A 21,919-nucleotide genomic window follows, 5' to 3' on the forward strand; every position below is an offset into this window, starting at 1 on the left:
CCTCATACGGCGTTCCTCATGCGGCGCTCCTCAGCGCGAGCAGGTCCGAGATGGCGTGCACGGTGCGCAGGGTGGGCACCTCGACGCCGGTGATCTCCGCCAGCTCGACCACGGCCGCGAGCAGCACGTCGAGTTCGAGCGGCTTGCCGCGCTCCAGGTCCTGGAGCGTGGAGGTGCGGTGGTCGCCGACCCGCTCGGCGCCCGCGAGCCGGCGCTCGATGGAGACACCGACCTCGCAGCCGAGGGCCTCGGCGACGGACAGGGTCTCGGTCATCATGATCTCGATGACCCTGCGGGTGCCGCCGTGCAGGCACATCTGCCGCATGGTGGCGCGGGCCAGCGCGCTGATCGGGTTGAAGGAGATGTTGCCGAGCAGCTTGAGCCAGATGTCGTTGCGCAGGTCCGGTTCGACCGGGCACTTCAGCCCGCCGGCCCGCATGGCCTCGCTGAAGGCCAGACAGCGGGGCGAGACCGAGCGGTCGGGCTCGCCGACGGAGAACCGGGTGCCCTCCAAGTGCCGTACGACGCCCGGTCCTTCGAGTTCGGTGGCCGCGTAGACCACACAGCCGACGGCCCGTTCGGGCGCGAGCACCGCACTGACCGCGCCGCCCGGGTCCACGCTCTCGAGACGGTGGCCGTCGTGCGGGCCTCCGTGCCGGTGGAAGTACCACCAGGGAATGCCGTTCTGGGCGGCGATCACCGCCGTGGAGTCGTGCAGGAGAGGCTCGATCAGCGGCCCGCACGCCGCGTACGAGTTGGCCTTCAGGCCCAGGAAGACGTAGTCGACCGGACCGATCTCGGCCGGGTCGTCGGTGGCATGGGCACGGGCGGTGAAGTCACCGCGCGGGCTGAGCACCCGGACGCCGTGCTGCCTCATGGCCGCCAGATGCGGTCCACGGGCGACGAGATACACGTCGGCGCCCGCGCGGTGCAGCGCGGCTCCGACATAGGCGCCGATGGCTCCGGCACCGAGTACTGCGACTTTCATGCGAGGGAGCTCCGTTCGGTCGAGGGTACCGAGGAACTGCCGAACTCTGTCGACTGAATATTGTCTACAGTATGGGAGTTGGGGCAGCAAGGGTTCGCGCAGTACCTGAGGGTGAGGGGCGCCGACGAGGCGGTCACCACGTGCCCCGTCGACCAGGCGCCACAGCGGCGTGACTTCCGCGGCGCGGGCGCGTGGATCAGTCCCCTCCAGCAGATGCCGGCCGTTCGACGGACGGCTTCGAGCCCGCCCGACGTTCGCGGTCAGTACCTGCGGCCGCCGCGCAGTTCGCCCAGGTCCTGCCCTTCCTCCACGGCCACGGCAAGAACGGCAAGAGCGTCCTTCTGGACGTCACGCCGTGAAGTCCATGGTCGTCACGGACGCTGACGGGCGGCTGCTGGTCTGCAGCCCAGCCGAACCCGCGAGCTGCGCGGACATCGCCCATGCCCGGCAGTTGGGCCTGGTCAAGCTCCTGGCCAACGGACCGGCCGTGGAGGAGATCCTTGCCGACGCCGGCTGTGTCGGGGCGAGGCGGGTTGTCCGTTTTTCTCCAGGCGGAAGCACCCTGTTCGCTGCTCCAGGTGTCGGTGCTGTTGACCGGTTCGGGGCCGGCGGTCGCGCGGATACGGGGAAGCAGAGGCGACCGGAGCGCAGAGGGATCGCGCTGGGCAGACCGCCTGGGAGGCGTCGGCCTCCTGCTCGGCGGTTGTCCGGTGCGCTTGCCGGAGCAGAGGACCGTAGATGTCCTCGCGCCGGCCCGCGATTCGTTCCCACCAGCGCGGGTTGAACCCGGACAGGTGAACGACTGCCGCCATGCCCGGTCTGTGCGGGCGGATGCCGCCTGCCTCGCGGGAACCGCGCAGCGTCGGCGACCTGGTCACGGGGATCGTCGCCTGCGGTCAGCCCGGCCGACGGCGGAGCCGCGGGCGATCGCCGGTAGGCTGCGGCGGTGCGCACGGTCGAGCTTCTGCTGGATGAGGCGGCAGAGCTAGCGGTTTGGGAGGCCTGGCGGCGGCTCGCGGACGCGGGGCTGCCCAGTCAGGCGCGCCACCGCTCACCGACCAACAGCCCGCACCTCACCCTGGCCGCCTGCCCGGAGTTGACCGCCCCGATTCGCTGGGAGCTCGCCGAGGTGGCCGCTGTTCTGCCGCTGCCGGTGCGGTTCACCGGCGTGGTCCGTTTCGAGCGGCCCACCTCGGTGTTGGCCTGGGCGCTGGACCTCGACTCCGCGCTGGCCGGTTTGCACCGCCGGGTGTGGGAGGCGGTGGCCTCGGACAGCCAGCCCGATACCCTCAACCCCTTCCACGAACCCGGGCGCTGGAGCCCGCACATCACCCTCGGCCGGACCCGGCGGGCCGGTGCCTTCGCTGACCGGCGGGTCCCCGAACTGCTGCCGACGCCGCCGGTGTCGGCCCGGCTCACCACACTGCGCAGCTACGACACCCAGACCGGCGATCTGGAGGTGCTGGAGCCCCGCCCCTGAGACGCCGTCCCCGACGCTGGAGCCGCAGCGGCGGTCCGGCGATCACCGGTAGAACCACGGTGGCGAGAGAACCATGGGGCGACGCTCCTCGGAGGGCCCGGTGCCGGGGCCGCGGCGCCGGTCAGTTCCCATCCGCCGCAGCGGTAGATCTCGTATCCGGCCAGCCGGATCCGGCGGTCTTCGGCGACCATCTCCGAGTGGAGCCGCGCCACGGCGGCGTATCCGACCCGTCCCTGTGCGTCGGGCGGGTTGGGGCGGCCGTAGTGCTGCACGCCGCCACCCTCGATGACGATGCGGGAGTGGTCCGGGGCCAGGAGCAAGAAGTCCATCCGTTGCCGATACAGCGCACATGCGACGCCGGTCAGGCGCTCCTTGGCGATCTTCGGCTCGAAGGAGCCGTCCCGGTCGCCGGGCACGGCTATCTCCACCACCGGACAGACGAAGTCCAGAGGGCGGCTCCATTCGGCCATGACCTCGAGGACCTTGCGCTCGCCGCCGTCCAGGTGGCGGCGGTCGCCGGGGCGCACGGTGTCGCGGTGACCGACACGATCCTCGCCTACACGGCCACGGTCCTCGCCGACGGCCGTGAGTATCTGACCGACTGGCAGGTGAGGTGAACCACGCCATCAAGGAGACCGGTCTGAGCTTCACCACCGACGCCGTGCTTGCCGTGCCGACCAGGAACAGCGAGGTGCGCCTCTTCGAGCTCGACAAGGGCACCATGACCGCCCTCCCGAGCCGCTCGTCCAAGCCTGTCGAACCCGCGGCCTCGTCACAGGCGCGGCCCATCTCGACCGGCTGGTCCGCTGGGTCGACATCACTGCCCCGTTGCCAGCACGGGGAGGGTCAGGACGTCGGCCACAATGACCGGGCGGCCTTTCATATGGGTGTCCAGGCCCTCGGTGACCGGCGGCGGGGACGTTCCGGCGTTCTTGCTCATGGTGCCTCCCTGAGTGCCCGGACACTGTGACGAGCGGCGCTGACCTGCGCTAGAGCTGTTCGGTGGTCGGTCTGGAGCTTCCGTGCGAGCACTCCGCACAGCTCCCCCGGTGGGGCTGACACAACGTCCGGATGTCGCGGCCGGACCGGACAGGTCGCACGTTGGCGCGCCCCTGGTCCGCGGAGATGCTCGGGATACCGCAGCGGACCGAGCACCGAGGCCGGGAGACGAACATGACCGCACTGTCGCCGCACCTTCGCCAGGCCACGCCCGTGGTGGCGGTCCGGGGCGAGGGCGCGGCGCCTACTACAGGGCGAAGGACAAGCTGCGCTGAGTCGACGGCTGGTGGACTGCAGGGTTTACCGGGGAGTGGTCGCGGTAACCCCGCAGTTCCGGGCTTGGGGTGCCCCTGAGAGCCATTCGCTGTGGTGACCCCGTGACCGCGGTGCGCCGCTGTTCCCCGTCTCCTGTCGGCCGCGCCGCGTCGGCTACATCGAGGGCGCGGCGGGGTGTGCGGCGTCGGCTGACCAAGGACGGCTTCACGGGCGTCCCCATATCCATTGCTACCGCCGCCGATGAACTCGTTGACGGTGGGCCGGCCGCGCGCTCGATCTGCTCTCGCGGCTTCACCCGCAACTGACCTCATGTACCCCTCGTCCGAGATCGTCCGCGTCCGAGAGAAGATCCGCACCGCTATGACCGCCGCAGTCACCCGCAGCGAACACGACCTGCTCGGCGACCGGGACATCCCCGCCGACGCCTACTGGGGTGTCCACACCCTGCGCGCCACGGAGAACTTCCCCATCACCGGGACGCCCATCTCCTCCTACCCGCACCTGATCGAAGCCCTCGCCGCCGTCAAGGAGGCCGCCGCCCTGGTGAACCAGGAGCTCGGTCTGCTGGAGCCGAAGAAGGCCGCTGCCATCGTCGAAACCTGCCGTGAGATCCGCGACGGCAAGCTGCACGAACAGTTCGTCGTCGACGTCATCCAGGGAGGCGCCGGCACCTCGACCAACATGAACGCCAACGAGGTGATCGCCAACCGGGCTTTGGAACTGCTGGGTCACGCCAAGGGGCAGTACGAGTACCTGCACCCGAACGAGGACGTCAACCTCGGCCAGTCGACGAACGACGTCTACCCGACCGCCGTGAAGATCGCGACGGTCTTCGCGGTGCGCGGGCTACTCAAGGCGATGTCCGTACTGCAGGACGCCTTTGCCCGCAAGGCCATCGAGTTCCGTGACGTGCTGAAGATGGGCCGTACACAGTTGCAGGACGCGGTGCCGATGACGCTCGGGCAGGAGTTCTCCGCATACGCCGTCATGATTGACGAGGACCGGTCCCGTCTTGCCGAGGCGGTCGAGTTGATCCATGAGATCAACCTGGGCGCCACGGCGATCGGCACCGGACTCAACGCTCCCGTCGGATACGCCGAGTCGGCCCGCCGGCACCTGTCCGAGATCACCGGACTCCAGCTCGTCACCGCCGCCAACCTGGTCGAGGCCACCCAGGACTGCGGCGCGTTCGTCCAAATGTCCGGCGTGCTCAAGCGGATCGCCGTCAAGCTCTCGAAGAGCTGCAACGACCTGCGCCTGCTGTCCTCCGGGCCGCGCGCGGGCCTCGGCGAGATCAACCTTCCGCCTGTGCAGGCCGGTTCGTCCATCATGCCCGGCAAGGTGAACCCGGTGATCCCCGAGGTCGTCAACCAGGTCGCTTTCGAGGTGATCGGCAACGACGTCGCCATCACCATGGCCGCCGAGGCCGGACAGCTCCAGCTCAACGCCTTCGAGCCGATCATCCTGCACTCCCTGTCGGAGTCGATCACCCACCTGCGGGCCGCCTGCCTGACCCTCGCCGAGCGCTGCGTGGACGGCATCACCGCCAACACCGAGGCCCTGCGCGCGAGCGTGGAGAACTCCATCGGCCTGGTCACCGCCCTCAACCCGCACATCGGGTACACGGCGGCCACCGACATCGCCAAGGAGGCACTCGTCAGTGGCCGGGGCGTGGCCGAACTCGTCCTGGAGAAGGGCCTGTTGCCGGCCGAGACCCTCGCCGACCTGCTGCGCCCCGAGGTCGTGGCCGGCCGGAGCCGGGCCCTGACCTGACGTGCCCGGCGTACCGGCCCGGCGGGCAACAGGCGGTTTCGTCGGGGTGGGGAGCCGTGACCGGTGCCGCGGCTACCAACCTCTCAAGCTCAAGAAAGGAAATGGCATGTCCCTTCTGAAGACCATCGACACCAATCCCTCCTCCCCTCCGCACGAGTCCGTCCCGCTCCCGGAACGCCTGATCTCCGGCAACCCAGCCTTCAAGACCTGGGCCCAGGACGTCGCCCGCGGGGAGATGATCCGTACGGGCGTCTGGGAAGCGACGCCCGGCGAGACACGCTCGATCAAGGGCGAGACCTTCGAGTTCTGCCACATCCTCTCCGGCATCGTCGAACTCACGCCGGAAGGCGGCAAACCGGCGGTCTACAAGGCAGGCGACAGCTTTGTCATGAAGCCGGGCTTCGTCGGTGTCTGGAAGACCATTGAAACCGTGCGCAAGGTCTACGTGATCGTGACGTGATGCTGATGCCGCGCGACTCGGCCGTAGCCCGCCCGGTTTGACGCGGCAGGGCTGGAAACGGAGCGACCCTACTCCGCCACCGCGCTGGCCCCCGACCCTGCACGGCAGTCGGCAATGAGGCCAGGGCAGTGCGATGCCGTCCAGCTGCCGGCTTTTGCGTCGTCGACCAGGTTGGTGAACTGGTCATACACGGGGATCTACAGGTGGAGTGGATCGAATGTCCTTATTGCGGGGAGCACTGGATCGGGGAGCAGCGGATCGAAAAGGGGCAGCTCACCCCGGAAGCACTAAGAACTCCTAACGAAAAGCCTTTTCTGTGGTTTGCGGTTCCTCGCCTCTCGGTCCGGCGGCATAGGCCAGCGGGGGTGCGATGGCTTGGGCATCGGCTCCCTCGCCGATCCATAGCCCGATGAAGAGTGCCGCGGTCGCTTCCAGGAGTCCGGCTCGTTCGAGAGAGCCGCCAGCCACGGGTTCGCAGCCGACCTGCTGCACCAACTGGTGTACGAGGGCGAGAGCCGTTTCGTCGTCTCCGCAGACGGGAACGGCCAGTCGGCGCCCGTCGAAGATGGGCGGCGACATACGCCACACGTCCTCGTGGCAGAGATTGAACGCCTTGACCACATGGGTTCCTGGTGCCGACGCGGCCAGTTGCTGTGCGGCCGAGAGGCCGCTCTGTGTCAGCAGCCGGAAGCCCGGGCCGACCGGATTGCAACAGTCGATCAGCACCTTGCCGTCCATGGCCGCTCGTAGTTCCCGCACCACGCTCGTACCTGCGCCGAAGGGCAGCGCGGCCAGCACCACCTGACCGAACTCGGCCGCCGCATGCAGGCTGACAGGCTTCGCGCTGCCCCCGAGGCGCGTCGCGAGTCGCTCCGCCTTGTGCATGTCCCGTCCTCCGACGGCCACGTCGTGCCCGGCCCGGACCCAGTGGGTGGCGAGCGCGTCCGCCATGTTGCCCGTGCCCAGGACGCCAATTCTCATCACGCATTTCCTCCCACGACCTGCTTGGACCATTCGCAACGACGCTAGAGGGCCTGTCGGGCACCATTTGGTACGTGACGACCGACGCTTTCCTCGCCGACTGCCGTGCTCGCCTGGCCTTCGATCTCCTGTCCAACACCTGGAACCCCGTGGTGCTCTGGGCCTTGCGCGACGGTCCCAGACGTCCGGTCGAACTACGCGAGCAGATCGGGGGGATCAGCTCCAAGGTCCTCACCGAGACTCTGCGGCGCTTGCAGTCCAACGGACTGGTGGAGCGGCGGGCACACCCCGGAGCGCCACCGCGCGTTGACTACCAACTCACCGCCCTGGGCCGGACTTTGTTGGCGCCCATCGACGCAGTAGGAGCGTGGGCCTTCGAGCATGGCGATGAGGTCATGGCAGCCCAGGAAGCCGAATGCACCGCCGCCCAGTGCCCCTCGGAGTGAGCGCACTCATCTGCTGGCCGCGACTGCGCGCTCTGACGAGCGATGCCCTGGGCTAGTCAGCCGCCGCCAGTCGGTTGAGGACTTCCATGGGGGTGAAGTCCCAGCCGACCAGGCGCGGCCCGCTCCAGTTGATGCCGATCTTGTATCCCTCTCGGGCGGCATCGGGCAGATCGCGATCGCGCCAGGTGTCCAAGGGCATGGATTCAACGCGTAGCCCATGCCCCCAGATCTTCGCTGTCCTCTGGGCGCGGGCCGAGGTCGACCAGAAGGGAAGACTTCGCGTGCCGTCCGCAGAGAGGGGAGCAGGGCTTCCGTCGTCATCCCGGACAAGCCAGACCACTCTGCTTTGGCGGACGTCTCGGAAGAATGCTGCCGCTTGCGAACCGCTCTGACCCATGGCCACCGAGCCTAAGGGTTGTCCCGCAACTACTGGTCAGGTTCAGATGATCTTGCTGTGGCTGGTGTGATCGCGGTGTCCGAGCCGTCCTGGATGGCTCGCGGTCACGACAGCTTGGTTTGATAATCTGTGGCGATGGACGAGGCGTTGGACGAGGGGCCGTTCTTTCACGGCACAAAGGCCGAGCTGCGGGTCGGAGATCACCTCACCGCCGGTTTCCGTTCCAACTACCGGCCCGAAATCGTGATGAACCACATCTACTTCACCGCGTTGCGCGACGGCGCGGGACTCGCCGCCGAACTCGCCGTCGGTGACGGGGCCCCGCGAGTGTATGTCGTCGAACCGACCGGGGAGTTCGAGAACGATCCAAACGTCACCGACAAGAAGTTCCCTGGCAATCCCACCCGCTCCTATCGCAGCAGGAAACCGCTCCGGATCGTTGGCGAGGTCACCGACTGGACGCGACAGACACCCGAAGCTCTCCAGATGTGGCGAGACCGGCTGGCCGCAATCCGTCTGGATGACCGCGCCGAAATCATCAACTAAGGGTCTTTCCGTAACTACTGGGTCACGGCCAGATGGTCTTGCTGTGGCTGGTGTGATCACGGCGTCCGAGCCGTCCTGGATAGCCCCGTTCACCGGGCTGAGCCCGCGCTGCTTCGGCAAGTTGGTGACCGCACTGCGCAGCGAGGGCGCTGACGGGGTGCGGCGCGGACGGCCGTGGGGCCTGCCGCTGGAGGACCGGGTGTTGCTGGTCGTGGCCTACTGGCGCACGAACTTGACGCTGCGCCAGCTCGCCCTGCTGTTCGGCGTCTCGAAGTCCGCTGCGGACCGCGTTATCGCCCAGCTCGGGCCGCTGCTCGCGCTCCAACCGCGTCAGCGGTTCCGCAAGGACACCGTGCTCACCGTGGACGGCACCCTGGTCCCTACCCGCGACCACACGATTGCCGAGCAGTCCAAGAACTACCGGTACTCCACCAACCACCAGGTCGTCATCGACGCCGACAGCCGTCTGGTCGTCGTGGTCGGCCGGCCCCTGCCCGGCAACCGCAATGACTGCAAGGCATGGGCGGACTCCGGCGCCAAGGACGCAGTCGGCAACACGATGACGATCGCGGACGGCGGCTATCCGGGCACCGGCCTGGTCATGCCCCACCGCCGCCGCACGGGTGAGGAACTGCCCGACTGGAAAGTCGCACACAACACCTCCCACAAGCAGGTCAGAGCTCGCGTCGAGTGCTGGAAAATCCTGCGGGACTGCCGCCTCACCGACGCCACCGGGCAATGTCCTCGACCTGGTCGACGATGCCGGCAAGCGCACCCGTTCCGCACATCCCCGACCGCACCGGCGGCCCGTCCCCTGTCCTCACGCAGGCGACCCCGTCAACCGGATAGATCCTTCGGGGCTGGGCGGACGGCATGCGAAGTCATCCCTTCTGGTCGACCTCGCCCCAGCTCCAAATATCTGCTGAAGGCAGGCAGCGCTTCGTCGTAGGTGGCGAGTGCCTCGGCGTGGCGGCCTTGGGCGCCCGTCGCGAGCGCGGCGATGTTCAGCGCCACAGCTGCGTACTCGTCGTCGCGCGGCCGCGATCGGGCCACGGCACGGGCTTCGGCCTCCGCCTCGGTGTAACGCCCGGCTTCGTAAAGGGCTTTGGCCTCCGCCACAGGCGTCCCCGTCATTCGTTGGGCGTCGCTTCGGCCACGCTGTCGTAAAAACGCGTCCAACCGACACCTATGGACGCGGGGATGACGTCAGTGCCGTACGCCACCATCATCGTTCGTCGAGCAACTGGTCATCGACGCCGCAGGCGAACCGCTCCGGCTGCCTCACCCTCGCCCCGGCCTTGCGGGCACGACCCTTGCCTTCCCCGGCGTCGCTGCTCGACGACCCGGATCACGAGCCTCGTCCAAGCCGTCCTGGTACTCCAGCTTGCCGCCAGGGGCTGAGATCAACCCGCAGCATTCAGGAGGTCCGTCAATTCGGCCTCTGTCCTCCCCGCCCGCAGACGAACGTCGAAGGTGTAACCCTCATCGCAGAACACCAGGTCAAGGTCCATGGGTGTCAGCCTCCGGAAGACGATCGCCAACCAGATCGCGTCTTCCTCCCAGACGTCCATGTACAGACAGGTACCGTCCTCGTGCAGATACGCCTCACCGGGGCCGTTCTCCGTCTCGAACTGCCATATGAGGCTGCGCACTTCGCTGCGATGCATCGCGTCGATCTCGACCTCAGACCACCGGGCACGGATCGCGTCAGTCAGCTCATCTCGATCGATGCGCCATCCGACCGCATCACCCTCAACCACCGTCAAGAACGTCATAGCCAGGGTCTACCAGACGTTTGTGACACAGCGCCGATCGGCTGTCGCCTGAAGTTGGAATGGGCTCAGTCACCTCATGGCGCCGCTGTGCGACCTCAACATCGTGCTGCGCCCGAAGAACGAGGACGGCGGCAAGGGCAACTCCTACGCCTCGGTGCCTCCCGCGGAGGGACGCCCCAACCTGCAGGTGGCCCGACAGCACAAACACAGGGGCCCCGCCGACGGATCGGCGGGACCCCTGTGCCTGAGTAAAAGGATCTGCCTGCACTTTACCCACGCTCTGCGACCGCTATCTCGTCGAAGTACGCCTTCCAGGTCAGGCGGGCGGCCGGGCCAGGTGAGCAGGTTGCACAGGGCCTGGTCGGATTCTTGAGCCGAAGCACGATAGTTGTCACCGCTGGTGTCCGCTGATCTGCGGTTTCGATCGGACAAAGCACGCTGGATACCACTGGATCGGCGGGCTTTCTGTCACCAGAACTGCGCGAAGCACGGTGATGATCACCAGGATCAGCGCTGGCAGTCTCTTACGGATGAGTGATGGTCCCCCGACCCGGGTTGTGTGCGAACTTCAGTTCGTTATGATCCGCATGCCTTATACCGGGGAGGGACCATGGCCGAAGGCCACAGCGACCAAGGCATCAACAATGCGGAATCCTCTGACAATGTCGTGAACAGGCGGACCATAGTTGAACTGGCGTATCGGCCCCAGTCTGCCGACACCCTGGTCGGCCTGCGGGTCCGCGAGCGGATCAAGCGGGCTGGGCTACTACTGCGGGGCGCACTCCTCTTCCTATCGGTAGGAAACTGGCTGGTCTCCGCCGCCGTCCGCGCCAGTGTCGACGTGTTCTCGACGGCTGTGCTCTTATTGGTCGTCTTGCTGGTGTGGGGTTACCCGCGGCTGCAAGCCGCCCACGTGCAGCGCCTCGTCGGATGGCAGGGCGAGTACCGCGCCACCGTGTCTCCGGCCGGGATCACATGCCGTACCGACCACAGCACACTGATCCAGAAGTGGTCCGTTTTCCAGGGGTACCGGGAAACGGCAAAACACTTCGTCCTGCTCAGCCGGGATCCCAACATCATGTGCCTCGACGTCCTGCCCAAGCGGGGCGTCCACGAGGCTGGGGACATCGAGCGGCTACGGGCGATCCTGGACCAGTACACCCCTCGCGTGTGACAGGTGTCCGCCGTTGTGACACCAGGCGCGCCTCTGTGACAACCATCCCGCTTCGGCTCAACTCTCCTGTGACTGAGCGCTGTACTTGTCCTCACCGCGCTCAGGCAGGTGCCACGTCCCGTTCGCCGCCTGAGCCCTCGAAGCCGTCTCGCGTCGGATTCCGGCGGCCTGTAGTTGGGCGAAGGTGCCGACCTTCGCCGACCATGCCCGCTGCGCTGGTACAGGACACCGTCCGAGCAGCGAGTCGGGAGTCATGGCGTCGGGCCAGATCATGTAGCCGAGCATGACGAGCTCGCACCCTGCCGCATAGGCGGCGTCGACCGGGAAGGTCGGCCAGTCGGGCCAGTGTGCGAGGTCCTTCTCGGCGAGGGGCTCGCACCTGCCGTCGCGGACCACTTGGAGTAGATAGCCGCCGTCCGCGGCCTTGCAGATGGCAGTGAGATCACGGCGGCAGTTCTCAGTCGTCATGGCATGACGCTGAGGGAAATCCCGTCGTGATGGAGCTCCGGGTGCCGACGTTGCTGGTCAGAAGCCTGGTTACGATCCCAGGCGCCGCATGCTGCGGCCGCCCGCTACCTGTGGGGCACCACTAGCGCTCACCCGGCCAAGGAGGAGGCCCACTGGCCAACTACGGCGCTCTGTCACATCTTGAGCCGAGGCTCGACAGTTGTCACCGGCGGCCCCGCTTATGCTGCACAGAAACCAGGTCGAAGCAGCCGGACTGTCACCAGAGAGGCGAGGGAGTTGTCACACATAGTCGATCATTGGTCTTCCCGTCACCGGGGCGCAGTGTGACTCGCGACGACCTCATCGAGATGCTCCGCGACCAGACTCCGGCATGCGGACCTGCACGTAACGCCTTGATCGCCGGGGCTGACTTCGTCGTCTGGGACGGCCTGGTCCCTGCCAACCGGCACGCAGGCGTCTTCCGGCGTCGAATGCACCACTCCTTGAAGCGTGGCCGCACGGTCAATGGCGCGGCCGAGAGTGTCGACATCCTTCTGCGAGCCGGGGAAGAGCCACTTCTCATAGGATCCATCGACGCGGTGGACAGGTCATCGTGGTTCACGATCTTCCTGAACTCCACGGCAACAGTAGTGGTGGCCTGCTGCGGCGGACGCCGACCCACCACCATGGAGTCGGCCGACACCCCCGAGTCCGGCGCCCAACCTCGCAGGTGAAGGTTCTCGAGGTCGAGGTCGAGGTCGAGGTAGTCGATGTCGTTGAGGGTGACGTCGGAGAGTCCTGTGGCGCGGACACCACCGTCCTGGAAATACACGTCCTTGAATCCTTCGGCGATGATTCACGCATCTTCTGGTCGCTGGCCCCGTGTCGCGGGCGTCGAACAGGCGTTGCCCGTATTCCGGGGGAAGGCGGAGGGTTAGGCGGCGGAAGCGGCCGTCGTCGGTCGTGCCGACCGGCGCGGTGTAGCCGAACCGGGCTCGCGTCTCCACTGTGATCCCGGTGGCAGCGGCCTGCTTCCTCCGGCGCCTGCGGACCTGGGGTTGCCAGCGCCGCCGCACGGCGTCGTCGATCTGGCCGCGATTCTCAGCGCATACCCGTTGGTACGTCACTACCTCGGTGGAACCCCAAGGTGTCGGGAGGTGTCCACAGGCCGGCGGACAGCCACCATCCGGGCGGGGCGGTGCCGAACGGCCCCGCCCCGATGTGAGCCGGTTTCCAGCGGTCCGGCTCACATCAGGGGTGAATCGGTACCTCGACGCCCTCGGCGCCGGGGACCGCTCGCCGTTCTCGTCCCTACTCGAACGGCACGTTGACGCAGGCGAGGCGTGCACCGGCCGTTCCGGCGTGGCCCGGGTGCATGGCCGTACCCATCTCGTGCAGGACCACGGAGCGCGCTCCACCCGCGCGGAACTGCCAGGCGACTATGGCCATGGAGCGGTCCGACCCGTCCTTGTTCGTGGCCAGGTCCAGCCAGATCTCGTTGAGCCGGTTGGCATACGCCGGGTCGACGGAGGGCTGCGTCGGGTCTACCTGGTTCTGGTAATGCGGCCCGGCATCCGTGGGCAGCGCGCCGCATGGCTTGGTGTGGACGTGGACGCCGTACACCCGGTTGGGAACCAGGTCCCGCACGCTCAGCTCGATACGCGTCCCGCCATCGCGGCGCAGTTCCTCCTTCACCTGGACCCTGGCGCCCTCCGGCACAAGCGCGGAGTTGTAGGTCACCGCCTTCGCCCCGGCCACCTCGCTCACCGGGGAGAACGTCGTCCTGACGACGACCTTGCGCACGGGGGCCTTGGCGGAGTTTTGCGGCTCGGCGGCGCCCGCGGACGCCATTACGCCGACGCCGACGGCGACCGCACTGACAGCGGCCACGGCGGCCAGAGAGCCTCGATGCTTGACGATGAACCTGTGCTTGGACAAAGCGAAACTCCAGGAGGTGAGGTTGCAGGTGGCCGCAGTCGTCGACGGGTTCCCGGACGGGCGGACCGTGCCTGGTCGTCAGCACCGTATAGCGGAGGTAAAGCCCTACCAGGTCTCTACTGAGGCGTAGCGGGGGAATTTCCGTGAAGATTCAAGTTTATGAGCTGAAAAGCGCCTGGCCGGGGCCAGGGGGCAAAGCCCCACCGGGGTCGGGGTGATCAGCGACTTCAGGACTGAGCACGGCATTTCGCACCGTGTCTCCTGCCGTGCCCTGGCAGGCACCGTCCCGGCGCTCACCACACGACCGCTTCGCCGGCCAGCAGGTTCTCGAAGCCGGCCCCGCGTCGAACGAACATCGCCGAGGCCGGGACGCGCCGACACCCCGGGCCGTCGTAGGCCGTCGGCCGGGGTGCGGAGCGGCGTCGCCGAGTCGGACGATCAGTGGCCGGCGACGACGCCGGACAGTTCGTTCGTGCTCTTCGGCAGGGTCACGGACGTGACCTTCTTGCCCGATTCGATGTCGATCGCGTGAAGCTTGCGCTTGCCCGGCTCGGAGACGTACGCGGTGTGGTCGCGGACGAAGAGGGTGGGCCGGGGCTGCTGCCAGTCCAGCGGCTCCTGCCACCTGTCCACGACGGGGATCTTCTTGTCCACCTTGCCCGTTTCCGGGTCGATGACGTGGAGGGTGCCGTTGGTGCCCAGGAGGAGTGCCTCGCCGTTGGGTCCGCGGCCGAGTGAGCGGAAGGAGTAGCTGGTGCCCAGGTCGACGAGGCGCAGTTTCCCGGTCTCGGTGTTGATGAGGGAGATGCGGGTCGGCCTCTCCAGTTCGGCCTCCGGGTCGGTCTTGTAGTCGCCCAGGAGGATGGACGATGCGTCGCTGCCACTCTGGTTACCGATGCGGCCGTAGTCGTCGGGGGCGTCGACCTTGGTGAACTTGCCGTCCTTGTAGATCAGGATGCCGTCCTCGCAACCGATGCCGATGGCCTCGCCCTTGGCCGCGGCCTCGCCGTGGACGCCGGGGCACTTCTCGTTGCGCTTGATCTCCTTGTTGTTCTTGTCCAGGACGAGGACCCCGGTGCGCTTCTCCTCGGTGCCGAGGGTGCTGAGGAGTTCGCCGTTGCTCAGTTCGATGGCGACGCCGTGGTGCGGCTCGGCGGCGGTGTAGGTGCGGCCTTGCGGCTTCTTGCCGCCCGCGAGAACGTCGGGGTCGAAGACGTTGACCTCGCCGGTGCCGTCGGTGAACAGGACCGTCTTGTCGGCGTGCCGTACGACGTGTCCGGGCTTGGCGCCCTTGTACTCGATGCCGGTGAAGGTCTGTTCGGTGGCGTTCAGGACGCGGAAACCGGCATCGGTGGAGACGATGACGTGGGAGCCGTCGCCGGCGGGGTTGAGGCGGTTGAAGCCGGGCAATTCGATCGTGTTGGCCAGCTTCAAACTCCCGCCGTCCAGAACGTACAGGCCACCGTCGAACGTGGCGACGAGCGGGTCCTTGACCGCTACGGCCTTGGTGCTCGGCGCGCTCTTGGCCTTCGTGTCGGACGAGGAAGTCGCCTCTCCTCCGCAGGCGGTCAGGACCGTGGAGACCGCCAGAGCAAGGGCCGTGCCCGTGATGGCTCTGGTGCGTATCGACTTGTTCACCGGGTTGTTCCTTTCTGTGCCGCGCGGGCGCGGCAGTGGGTGCGGGTGTGCTTGAGCGGCCGGTCGACCGGCGTCCACGTCAGGGGTGTTGGTTCAGGCGCCGGTCAGGCCGTCCGTCATGGCGGTGGTGTTGGCGCGCATCATCTGCAGGTAGGTGCCGGCGCCCTTGCCCTTCTCGGTCAGCGATTCGGAGTAGAGCTCGACGACGCGCACTTGTCCGCCCATCTCCGTACGCAGCACCTCGGCCAGTCGCTTGGGCTGGGAGGAGTCCGCGAACACGGTTGGTATGCCTGCCTTCCGCATCGCCTGGGTGAGTGAGCGCAGGTCGGAGGAGCTGGGCGAGGCCAGCGTCGTACCGCTCGGGATCACCGCGCCTACCACCTGAAAGTCGAAGCGTTCGGCGAGGTAGCCGAAGACGTGGTGGTTGGTCACCAACGCGCGCCGCTGTTGGGGTATGCGGTCGAAGGACTTCTCCATCCAGGTGGCGAGGTCGGCGAGTTGGTCGTCGTAGCGGTCGGCGTTGTCGCGGATGACCGTCTCGTCGACGCCGTTCACGTGCTCTACCACCTGGTCGGCGATCAGGCCGGCTGCCTTGCGTACGCGGTCGGGGTCGGTCCAGAAGTGCGGGTCGGGCTGTCCGGCCTCCTCCTCGGGGCCGCCGTCGTCGTGGGCCTGGAAGGTGAGCGGGTTCACGGCCTTGCCGGCCTCGAAGGTGGCTACGCCTGCCTCGCGGGCAGCCTCGACGTGCCGCAGTACGTTCTCCTCCAGCCCCAGCCCGTTGAAGATCACCAGGTCGGCCCGCTCCAACTCGGCGGCCTGCACGGCCGACAGACCGAAGGAGTGCGGGTCGGCGTTCGGCTTCATCAGCACGGTCACTTTGGCACCGTCGCCGACGATCTCCTGGGTGATGTCGCCCAGGATGTTGGTCGTCACGACCACCCGGGGCTGGTCGCCGGTGCTCGTACAGCCGGCGCCGGCACCGACCAGGGCGAGGATGAGCAGGACCGGCAGGAAGGTGCGCAGCGGCCCCGGCCCTCGCGTCTGTCTCGTCATCGTCCGGTCTCCACCATCAGGGCCGGCTCGATGTCCAGGTCGAAGGTGCGCGCGACGCGCAGGTTGTCGTTGTAGTCGATCTCGTACACGCGTTTGCCCTTGGGATCGTTGAGGTAGGCGCGGCTGCGGTCGACCTCGATGACCGGTCCCGTGTTCCCTTCGGTGCCGGCCTCGGGGGCGCCCGTCAGAAGCGGCTTGGTCTTGGAGACCTGCTTGCCGGTGGTGATGTCGTAGCCGTGGAGCGATCCGTCGGTTTCCAGGACGATCAGGACGGAGCCCTCTCCCGCAGTGTTGGCGGAGACGACGGGACCGGTCTTCACCCGTGTCCACGTGCGCTCGGTGACGTCCAGGACCCACACGGCCCGGTCACCGGCCGGCGCCGTGAGCGTGTCGCTGCCGGGCCGGTGCCGGAAAGCCGTGGCCCGTTCCTTCTCGGGTACGTCCTCGCCGTACGGGATCCTCTGGGCCGTGAACGTGCCGTCGGCCTCACGGACGAGCAGGGCACCGTCGCCGCATCCGAGGACGACTCCGCGCCGGGTGACGGAATCGCCCCGCGGGTCCTGGCACGCCGCGTCCGGCGACGCGACGCGCTTGCCCTCGCGGTCGTACACCGTGAGCCGCGCGGCGTCCTGCCCGTCGTCGGTGAGGCTGAGGAGGTGCTCCGCGTACGGCACGACAACGCCCGCCTGTGTGCCGGGAAGCGTGCGGGGCGAGCCGACCTTGCCCTTCTCCAGGTCGGCCCGGCGGTAGATCCGGGCGCGGCCGTCCTCGTCGGTCACCGTGGTCACGGCGGCGTCACTGCGGACGCGGGGGCCGGGCCCTCCGGGCAGCCGGCCCACGTCGCGTACGGCCGCGCGGTAGTAGTGGACGTGGTCGCCGTGATCCACCGTCCAGGCGCCGCCGTCGAGGACGTGCATACCGCCTGAGGTGTGGAAGTAGCCGAACCGGCCGTCCGTGGTGAGTCCGGTGGTGCCCGTCCTCCGGGACACCTCCTGCGCCTCTCCGGTGATCAGATCGAGTACCCGGGTGTCTCCGGTCCCCGGGTCGTTGAGCAGCAGCCGCGACTGCTGCTCCGCCTTCTCCTGCGCCCCCTCGACGTACCCGTGCGGAGCGGAGGCCGAGGCTTTGGACTTCGGGGCGGACGCGTCGTCGGTCTGACCGGCGCAGCTCGTGGCGAACACGGAGACGGCCACGATCGCGGCAGGCACCCAAGGAATGACGTTACTTCGGACGAGCAAAGGGATCGCCTCAGGTTCTTTTCAGTCGATTGCCGCGGCGCGCACGCCGACGAAGCGCGCACGGCGGTGGTCGCGGAGACCGGATGCCAGGTGAGAGAGGAAGAACAGGGCCACCGCGAGGGCCGAGACGGTCGCGCCGGCCGCGGTACTCAGATGCCAGGACAACAGCAGACCGCAGAAGGTGGCGGTGATGCCGAGCAGCGCCGCGAGGGCCATGACGCCCCGCACACTGCGCGCCCAGGGCAACGCGGCCGCCGGCGGAGCGATGAGCAGGCCCAGCACCAGCAGCGTCCCCACGATGTGGAAGGAGGCGACGATGGCCAGCGCCAGCAGACCGAGCAGCACGGCGTGAGTGAGGCGGGGACGCAGGCCGAGCGTCCTGGCCTTGCGCGGGTCGAAGGTCAGGGCGAGGAAAGCCCGGTGGCCGAAGACCGAGACGACCAGTGCCAGCAGCAGCGCCGCACCCAGCAGCACCAGGTCCTGCTCACGGACGGCGAGGACGTCACCGAATAGGAATCCGGTCAGGTCGACCGCGAAGGACTGCGAGCGCGACACGATGATGACGCCGAGGGAGAGCATCCCCACGAAGAGCAGGCCGATACCGGTGTCCTGGGACAGCTTCGGAGTGCGGCCGAGGGCGGTGACACCGGCGGTCATGACGACCGCGCTCAGCACCGCCCCGACCAACAGGTTGCCACCGAGCAGCGCGGCGAGCGCGACCCCGGGCAGCAGCCCGTGGGACATGGCGTCACCCAGGAAGGCCATCCCCCTGAGCACTACCCAGGTACCGGCCAGTGCGCAGATCACCGACACCAACACCCCGCCCCACAAGGCCCGTTGCACAAAGGTCACCTCGAAGGGAACCGTCAACCACTCCATGGAGTGGACATTACAATGAAAATCATGTTCAAAAAATCCCCCTCTTTCGCCCAAGCCGAGGACAGGACGTCCCGCCTCCGCTTCATCGAGCTCTCCGCCGGTTACCCGGGCCGTCCCGTCCTCCATCAACTTGACGCGGACATACCGGCGTTGGCGACCACCGCGCTCGTCGGCCCGAACGGAAGCGGGAAGTCCACCCTGCTCGGAGTCATGGCCGGAGTGATTCAACCCACATCAGGCGAGCTCCACCACCACGGCGACCGGCCACCGGCGTTCGTCCCGCAGCGCGGCGCCGTCGGGGACGCACTGCCGCTGACGGTCAGGCAGACGGTGGAAATGGGGCGCTGGGGCGAACGCGGACCGTGGCGCAGACTGACCCGACAGGACCGCATTACCGTGGACCAGGCCATGGAGAGGCTCGGTATCAGCGACCTCGCCACCCGCCAACTCGGAGAGCTGTCCGGCGGTCAGAGGCAACGCGCCCTGATCGCCCAGGGACTCGCCCAGGGGTCGGACCTGCTCCTCCTTGACGAACCGACCACGGGCCTCGACCCCGAGGCGAGGGGCTGGATCGGCGCGCTGCTGACCGAGCTGGTCGCTGACGGAGTGACCGTCGTCCACGCCACCCACGACCTCGAAGCCGCACGCTCCGCGGACGCCTGCCTCCTCCTCCATAACGGCCACCTGGCAGGACAGGGGCACCCCGAACAACTCCTCACCGAATCAACGCTCGCCCGCATCTGGCAACCGGCGTGAGGCGACCACCAACGTCCTGTCCCGTGGAAACGGTACTCATGGTCAGGCCCGGCTCAGGGCTCTCGCACGTCGATGGGTCGGAAGAACCCGCCTCGGACCTGCCGGGCAGCCTGTGGCACGCCCTGATCCGGCTCCAGCACACGCACCCCGACCCTGTGGGCCGGACCGGGCCGCTCGCCCGGCCGGCCGGGATGCTGTCCTTCACCGCAGCCGCGGACACCATCCTCGCGGCCCGCGTCCATCTATCCGGCGCGGAGACGATGGGTGATTGCACGAGACACGCCGCACCCTGACCGCTGGACTTACCTACACCCACTTCGCCTGTCCCGACGTCGTGTTGGACGTCCCGCTCGGCAGACGACAGGAACTCCCGATCCACGCGGAGCACACCATCGGCCTCACCCGGCTCTTCCAGAATGCTGCTGGCACCATCAGCGTCTGCAACACACCAGGTGGCGGCCGGTGCTTCCACTGCGAGGGGACCGGGCTTGCCCTCCCACGGTGGGAGCCGTAGTCGTCAGCCGGCCACGACGTCGCGTAGTTCCCGTACGGCGCGCTCGCGGTGGTGCCGGGCGGGGATTGCTTCGTACAGGTCCAGGGCACAGCGGCGGACCAGGCCGGTGCGGTAGTCGACGGGCAATGCTGTCAGGGCGGTGACCATACGGCGGCACGCCTGCTCGGTGTCGCCGTCGTGATGGGAGCACGCCGTCGCGTCGATGTTCAGCAGGGTGCGTGTCATGGTGCTGGTCGGCGCGGACAGCTCCAGAGCGCTGCTCGGACTTCCCACCAGGACATTGGACCGGATCCCAACCGCCAGTAACCGGGGCAGCCGCAGCACTCGTAGCAACGGGAGTCCTCTTGGAATGGCGGGTGGGGCGCTCTGGTGGACGCCTCGCTCACGTAGGGGTGCATCAGCTGCTCCGCCCGCGCCGGGTGCCAGACTCCGTAAGTACAGGCTCGTGAGATGCACGGCGCCGAGCGCCATGGTGTCCTGGAAGCGTCCGAAGGCCCAGCTCGGAATGGGCCGACCGTACGCACGGAGCCGCCGGACATGAAACGCGGCGCATCGGGGATCCACCGGGGGAGCACACGAGACGACGTACTGGAGACATACGCCAGCGAAATGGAGGAGCCGAACACCGACGACCTCGTCTTCACCCCGGGCGGGGCACAGTTCCGAGGCAAGGTCATCACATTCGCCATGGACGACAACGACACCGTAGACCGCTTCATAGCCGGGGACGAGGACTTCACCCAACCTCTGCCCTACGGTAGCGACTGAGCCGGTGTTGGGCTCAGGAAACGCATCGGCGCGGAGCGCGGCACGTGGCCCTGCGGGGGAGGCCGTCGCACTCTGCGGGCCAGTAGGCGCAGCACCCCGGCAATTCCGTCTGCGAGTTCGTCAAGGCCCTTAAATCTGGTCGAACGCACAGCTGGCAGACCAGTGTCGGGGACACGGGCGCTGTCACGTTGTTGGACATGTGGGTGTCTGACGGTGCGCCAGGGTGTGGTTGGCCCGGGTGTCACCTCGACTCAAGCTGCGGTGAGCTGGCCGGTGGCGCCGGTGATCTGATCCCAGATGGCGAAGCGGTTGATCATCTCGGTGTGGTGTTCGGTGGCGGTCATCAGGTGCCGTCGGGGTCGGAAGTGGGGTGAGATGCCGGTGAACGCGGACAGGAACCGCTGGGCTGCGCCGGTGCTTAGACGTCGTTTCAGTTGGTGAGTCTGCGGTAGCTGATGAGTGCTGCGGCGATGCCGACGAAGGCCAGGAAGTGCTCGGCCTTCCGCTCGTAATGGCGGTGCAGTCTTCGGCATCCGGCCAGCCAGGAGACCGTTCTCTCGACGACCCAGCGGTGTCGGCCGAGCCGCGTGGATGACTCGATGCCCTTGCGGGCGATGCGGTGGCGGATACGACGCTCGCGAAGCCATTTCCGCAGGTGGTCGTAGTCGTAGCCCTTGTCGGCGTGGAGCTTGGCCGGACGTCGGCGGCGGGGTCCGCGGCGGGAGCGGATGGGCGGGATCCCGCGCACGAGCGGCTGCAGAGCCTGGCTGTCGTGCATGTTGGCGCCGGAGATGCCCAGCGACAGCGGCAGCCCGTTTCGGTCGGTGATGAGGTGGATTTTTGACCCCGGCTTGCCGCGGTCGGTCGGATTCGGTCCGGTCAGTGGCCCCCTTTTGCCGCCCGTACGCTGACGGAGTCGATCGCACACCGCGACCGGTCCAGCTCGCCCCGAGCACCGAGCTCGTCGAGGATGACCCGGTGGAGCCTGGCCCACACCCGGTCCCGGCTCCACTGGGCGAAGCGCCGGTAGACCGTGGGCCAGGCCGGACCGAACACCGGCGGCAGCTGCCGCCAGGTGCAGCCCGAGGTGGCCACGAAGACGATCGCCGCCAGGCATTCGCGGTCGCCGGCCCGTCGGCGGCCACCGCCCTGCGGGCGTATGACCTCCGTCGGCGGGACCACCCGCCGAAACAGCGTCCACAACTCGTCCGGCACCAACCGCTCCACCAGATCCGTCATGCACGGCTCAACGAGCGAACACGCCATCAGAAACGGCGTCTTAGGCGTCGACGACCCGTCCCGCCGCCGGGAGCGCTACCCGGAGCCGATCGGACGCTGACCCGGCAGCCCATAGCCCGGGCCCGGCCCTCCCGCTGGAGGACCGGGCCTGGCG

The 21,919-nt window shown here is 67.9% G+C and carries 23 protein-coding genes and 3 pseudogenes; 11 read left to right on the forward strand and 15 right to left on the reverse strand.

The window, feature by feature from the left end:
* Positions 1–16: 16 nt before the first annotated feature.
* Positions 17–988 carry a 2-dehydropantoate 2-reductase gene (locus AQJ84_RS02910; protein ID WP_030039714.1) on the reverse strand — a complete coding sequence of 324 codons (972 nt, stop codon included), beginning with the start codon at positions 986–988 and terminating at the stop codon, positions 17–19.
* A 946-nt stretch (positions 989–1,934) separates the two neighbouring features.
* Here AQJ84_RS02910 and AQJ84_RS02915 point away from each other — a divergent pair.
* Positions 1,935–2,468 (forward strand): 2'-5' RNA ligase family protein, encoded by a 534-nt coding sequence (locus AQJ84_RS02915; RefSeq protein ID WP_030039713.1) that lies wholly within the window; start codon positions 1,935–1,937, stop codon positions 2,466–2,468.
* 197 nt (positions 2,469–2,665) lie between these two features.
* Positions 2,666–3,085 carry a hypothetical protein gene (locus tag AQJ84_RS43845; RefSeq protein WP_225889056.1) on the forward strand — a complete coding sequence of 140 codons (420 nt, stop codon included), beginning with the start codon at positions 2,666–2,668 and terminating at the stop codon, positions 3,083–3,085.
* A gap of 200 nt (positions 3,086–3,285) precedes the next feature.
* Here AQJ84_RS43845 and AQJ84_RS44660 read toward each other — a convergent pair whose 3' ends face one another.
* Positions 3,286–3,408, reverse strand: coding sequence for a hypothetical protein (locus AQJ84_RS44660; RefSeq protein WP_259294271.1), 123 nt, complete (start codon positions 3,406–3,408; stop codon positions 3,286–3,288).
* Positions 3,409–4,103: 695 nt separating this feature from the next.
* On the opposite strand from AQJ84_RS44660, the gene aspA reads away from it, so the two are divergent.
* The gene (gene aspA / locus AQJ84_RS02930) at positions 4,104–5,516 is read left to right on the forward strand and encodes an aspartate ammonia-lyase (RefSeq protein ID WP_053190291.1); all 1,413 of its coding nucleotides are present in this window, start codon (positions 4,104–4,106) and stop codon (positions 5,514–5,516) included.
* Between the two features lie 106 nt (positions 5,517–5,622).
* Positions 5,623–5,976, forward strand: coding sequence for a cupin domain-containing protein (locus AQJ84_RS02935; RefSeq protein ID WP_030039710.1), 354 nt, complete (start codon positions 5,623–5,625; stop codon positions 5,974–5,976).
* A 297-nt stretch (positions 5,977–6,273) separates the two neighbouring features.
* On the opposite strand, the gene AQJ84_RS02940 is transcribed toward AQJ84_RS02935, so the two are convergent.
* Positions 6,274–6,957: an NADPH-dependent F420 reductase gene (locus tag AQJ84_RS02940; RefSeq protein ID WP_037802592.1), complete on the reverse strand. Its 684-nt coding sequence runs from the start codon at positions 6,955–6,957 to the stop codon at positions 6,274–6,276.
* A 74-nt stretch (positions 6,958–7,031) separates the two neighbouring features.
* On the opposite strand from AQJ84_RS02940, the gene AQJ84_RS02945 reads away from it, so the two are divergent.
* Entirely contained in the window at positions 7,032–7,403 is a 372-nt protein-coding gene (locus AQJ84_RS02945; RefSeq protein ID WP_030039707.1) for a winged helix-turn-helix transcriptional regulator, read from the forward strand.
* A gap of 52 nt (positions 7,404–7,455) precedes the next feature.
* On the opposite strand, the gene AQJ84_RS02950 is transcribed toward AQJ84_RS02945, so the two are convergent.
* On the reverse strand, positions 7,456–7,800 hold the full coding sequence (locus AQJ84_RS02950) for a DUF2750 domain-containing protein (RefSeq protein ID WP_030039705.1): 345 nt from the start codon (positions 7,798–7,800) through the stop codon (positions 7,456–7,458).
* Between the two features lie 135 nt (positions 7,801–7,935).
* Between AQJ84_RS02950 and arr the strand changes: the two genes are divergently transcribed.
* Both arr and AQJ84_RS02960 read left to right on the forward strand, forming a co-directional pair.
* Positions 7,936–8,346 (forward strand): NAD(+)--rifampin ADP-ribosyltransferase, encoded by a 411-nt coding sequence (arr, locus tag AQJ84_RS02955; RefSeq protein ID WP_030039703.1) that lies wholly within the window; start codon positions 7,936–7,938, stop codon positions 8,344–8,346.
* Positions 8,347–8,389: 43 nt separating this feature from the next.
* Positions 8,390–9,067: pseudogene (locus tag AQJ84_RS02960) on the forward strand (IS5/IS1182 family transposase); the annotation flags it as partial.
* 682 nt (positions 9,068–9,749) lie between these two features.
* Here the strand turns inward: AQJ84_RS02960 and AQJ84_RS02965 are convergent.
* On the reverse strand, positions 9,750–10,121 hold the full coding sequence (locus AQJ84_RS02965; RefSeq protein WP_030039701.1) for a hypothetical protein: 372 nt from the start codon (positions 10,119–10,121) through the stop codon (positions 9,750–9,752).
* Between the two features lie 610 nt (positions 10,122–10,731).
* Between AQJ84_RS02965 and AQJ84_RS02970 the strand changes: the two genes are divergently transcribed.
* Positions 10,732–11,295 carry a YcxB family protein gene (locus AQJ84_RS02970; protein WP_030039700.1) on the forward strand — a complete coding sequence of 188 codons (564 nt, stop codon included), beginning with the start codon at positions 10,732–10,734 and terminating at the stop codon, positions 11,293–11,295.
* 57 nt (positions 11,296–11,352) lie between these two features.
* Here AQJ84_RS02970 and AQJ84_RS02975 read toward each other — a convergent pair whose 3' ends face one another.
* From AQJ84_RS02975 to aztB, 7 genes and pseudogenes are all read right to left on the reverse strand, one after another.
* Positions 11,353–11,763 (reverse strand): hypothetical protein, encoded by a 411-nt coding sequence (locus AQJ84_RS02975; RefSeq protein ID WP_225877180.1) that lies wholly within the window; start codon positions 11,761–11,763, stop codon positions 11,353–11,355.
* A 730-nt stretch (positions 11,764–12,493) separates the two neighbouring features.
* Positions 12,494–12,833 (reverse strand): annotated as a pseudogene (gene tpg / locus AQJ84_RS43850) (telomere-protecting terminal protein Tpg); the annotation flags it as partial.
* A gap of 220 nt (positions 12,834–13,053) precedes the next feature.
* Positions 13,054–13,632 (reverse strand): superoxide dismutase family protein, encoded by a 579-nt coding sequence (locus AQJ84_RS02980; protein ID WP_225877179.1) that lies wholly within the window; start codon positions 13,630–13,632, stop codon positions 13,054–13,056.
* A 486-nt stretch (positions 13,633–14,118) separates the two neighbouring features.
* Positions 14,119–15,318, reverse strand: coding sequence for a zinc metallochaperone AztD (aztD, locus tag AQJ84_RS02985; protein ID WP_030039697.1), 1,200 nt, complete (start codon positions 15,316–15,318; stop codon positions 14,119–14,121).
* A gap of 93 nt (positions 15,319–15,411) precedes the next feature.
* A complete protein-coding gene (gene aztC / locus AQJ84_RS02990; protein ID WP_030039696.1) occupies positions 15,412–16,371 on the reverse strand; it encodes a zinc ABC transporter substrate-binding protein AztC in 960 nt (319 codons plus the stop codon).
* Positions 16,368–17,609: a hypothetical protein gene (locus tag AQJ84_RS02995; protein WP_030039695.1), complete on the reverse strand. Its 1,242-nt coding sequence runs from the start codon at positions 17,607–17,609 to the stop codon at positions 16,368–16,370. Before AQJ84_RS02995 ends, aztC begins: the two co-directional genes overlap by 4 nt.
* Positions 17,610–17,630: 21 nt before the next feature.
* Positions 17,631–18,488, reverse strand: coding sequence for a zinc ABC transporter permease AztB (aztB, locus tag AQJ84_RS03000; protein ID WP_030039694.1), 858 nt, complete (start codon positions 18,486–18,488; stop codon positions 17,631–17,633).
* A 15-nt stretch (positions 18,489–18,503) separates the two neighbouring features.
* On the opposite strand from aztB, the gene aztA reads away from it, so the two are divergent.
* Together aztA and AQJ84_RS43855 are read left to right on the forward strand one after the other, a co-directional pair.
* The gene (gene aztA, locus AQJ84_RS03005; RefSeq protein ID WP_030039693.1) at positions 18,504–19,244 is read left to right on the forward strand and encodes a zinc ABC transporter ATP-binding protein AztA; all 741 of its coding nucleotides are present in this window, start codon (positions 18,504–18,506) and stop codon (positions 19,242–19,244) included.
* A 23-nt stretch (positions 19,245–19,267) separates the two neighbouring features.
* Positions 19,268–19,537, forward strand: a complete 270-nt coding sequence (locus AQJ84_RS43855; protein WP_225877177.1) for a hypothetical protein — start codon at positions 19,268–19,270, stop codon at positions 19,535–19,537.
* A gap of 224 nt (positions 19,538–19,761) precedes the next feature.
* Here AQJ84_RS43855 and AQJ84_RS03015 read toward each other — a convergent pair whose 3' ends face one another.
* Entirely contained in the window at positions 19,762–20,031 is a 270-nt protein-coding gene (locus tag AQJ84_RS03015; protein ID WP_128092238.1) for a hypothetical protein, read from the reverse strand.
* A gap of 336 nt (positions 20,032–20,367) precedes the next feature.
* Between AQJ84_RS03015 and AQJ84_RS42855 the strand changes: the two genes are divergently transcribed.
* Positions 20,368–20,526, forward strand: coding sequence for a hypothetical protein (locus AQJ84_RS42855; RefSeq protein WP_198536258.1), 159 nt, complete (start codon positions 20,368–20,370; stop codon positions 20,524–20,526).
* 251 nt (positions 20,527–20,777) lie between these two features.
* Here AQJ84_RS42855 and AQJ84_RS45215 read toward each other — a convergent pair.
* A pseudogene (locus AQJ84_RS45215) lies at positions 20,778–21,029 on the reverse strand (IS6 family transposase); the annotation flags it as partial.
* Positions 20,957–21,765 (reverse strand): IS5 family transposase gene (locus AQJ84_RS41990; protein WP_107082608.1). Its coding sequence is split into 2 segments (ribosomal slippage): positions 20,957–21,415 and positions 21,418–21,765, totalling 807 coding nucleotides; the frame shifts between segments, so codons are not numbered across the junction. The pseudogene AQJ84_RS45215 and the gene AQJ84_RS41990, both read right to left, overlap by 73 nt.
* Positions 21,766–21,919: the final 154 nt, after the last annotated feature.

This window comes from Streptomyces resistomycificus (assembly GCF_001514265.1).
Taxonomy (GTDB): domain Bacteria; phylum Actinomycetota; class Actinomycetes; order Streptomycetales; family Streptomycetaceae; genus Streptomyces; species Streptomyces resistomycificus.

Excerpts from the sequence above, each read along its gene's own strand:
- AQJ84_RS02970 (WP_030039700.1), top strand. The coding sequence starts at position 10,732 with ATGGCCGAAGGCCACAGCGACCAAGGCATCAACAATGCGGAATCCTCT.
- AQJ84_RS02950 (WP_030039705.1), bottom strand. The coding sequence starts at position 7,800 with ATGGGTCAGAGCGGTTCGCAAGCGGCAGCATTCTTCCGAGACGTCCGC.
- AQJ84_RS42855 (WP_198536258.1), top strand. The coding sequence starts at position 20,368 with ATGGAGGAGCCGAACACCGACGACCTCGTCTTCACCCCGGGCGGGGCA.
- AQJ84_RS02965 (WP_030039701.1), bottom strand. The coding sequence starts at position 10,121 with ATGACGTTCTTGACGGTGGTTGAGGGTGATGCGGTCGGATGGCGCATC.
- arr (WP_030039703.1), top strand. The coding sequence starts at position 7,936 with ATGGACGAGGCGTTGGACGAGGGGCCGTTCTTTCACGGCACAAAGGCC.
- AQJ84_RS02940 (WP_037802592.1), bottom strand. The coding sequence starts at position 6,957 with ATGAGAATTGGCGTCCTGGGCACGGGCAACATGGCGGACGCGCTCGCC.
- aspA (WP_053190291.1), top strand. The coding sequence starts at position 4,104 with ATGACCGCCGCAGTCACCCGCAGCGAACACGACCTGCTCGGCGACCGG.
- AQJ84_RS02935 (WP_030039710.1), top strand. The coding sequence starts at position 5,623 with ATGTCCCTTCTGAAGACCATCGACACCAATCCCTCCTCCCCTCCGCAC.
- aztC (WP_030039696.1), bottom strand. The coding sequence starts at position 16,371 with ATGACGAGACAGACGCGAGGGCCGGGGCCGCTGCGCACCTTCCTGCCG.
- aztA (WP_030039693.1), top strand. The coding sequence starts at position 18,504 with ATGAAAATCATGTTCAAAAAATCCCCCTCTTTCGCCCAAGCCGAGGAC.
- aztB (WP_030039694.1), bottom strand. The coding sequence starts at position 18,488 with ATGGAGTGGTTGACGGTTCCCTTCGAGGTGACCTTTGTGCAACGGGCC.
- AQJ84_RS02910 (WP_030039714.1), bottom strand. The coding sequence starts at position 988 with ATGAAAGTCGCAGTACTCGGTGCCGGAGCCATCGGCGCCTATGTCGGA.
- AQJ84_RS02975 (WP_225877180.1), bottom strand. The coding sequence starts at position 11,763 with ATGACGACTGAGAACTGCCGCCGTGATCTCACTGCCATCTGCAAGGCC.
- AQJ84_RS44660 (WP_259294271.1), bottom strand. The coding sequence starts at position 3,408 with ATGAGCAAGAACGCCGGAACGTCCCCGCCGCCGGTCACCGAGGGCCTG.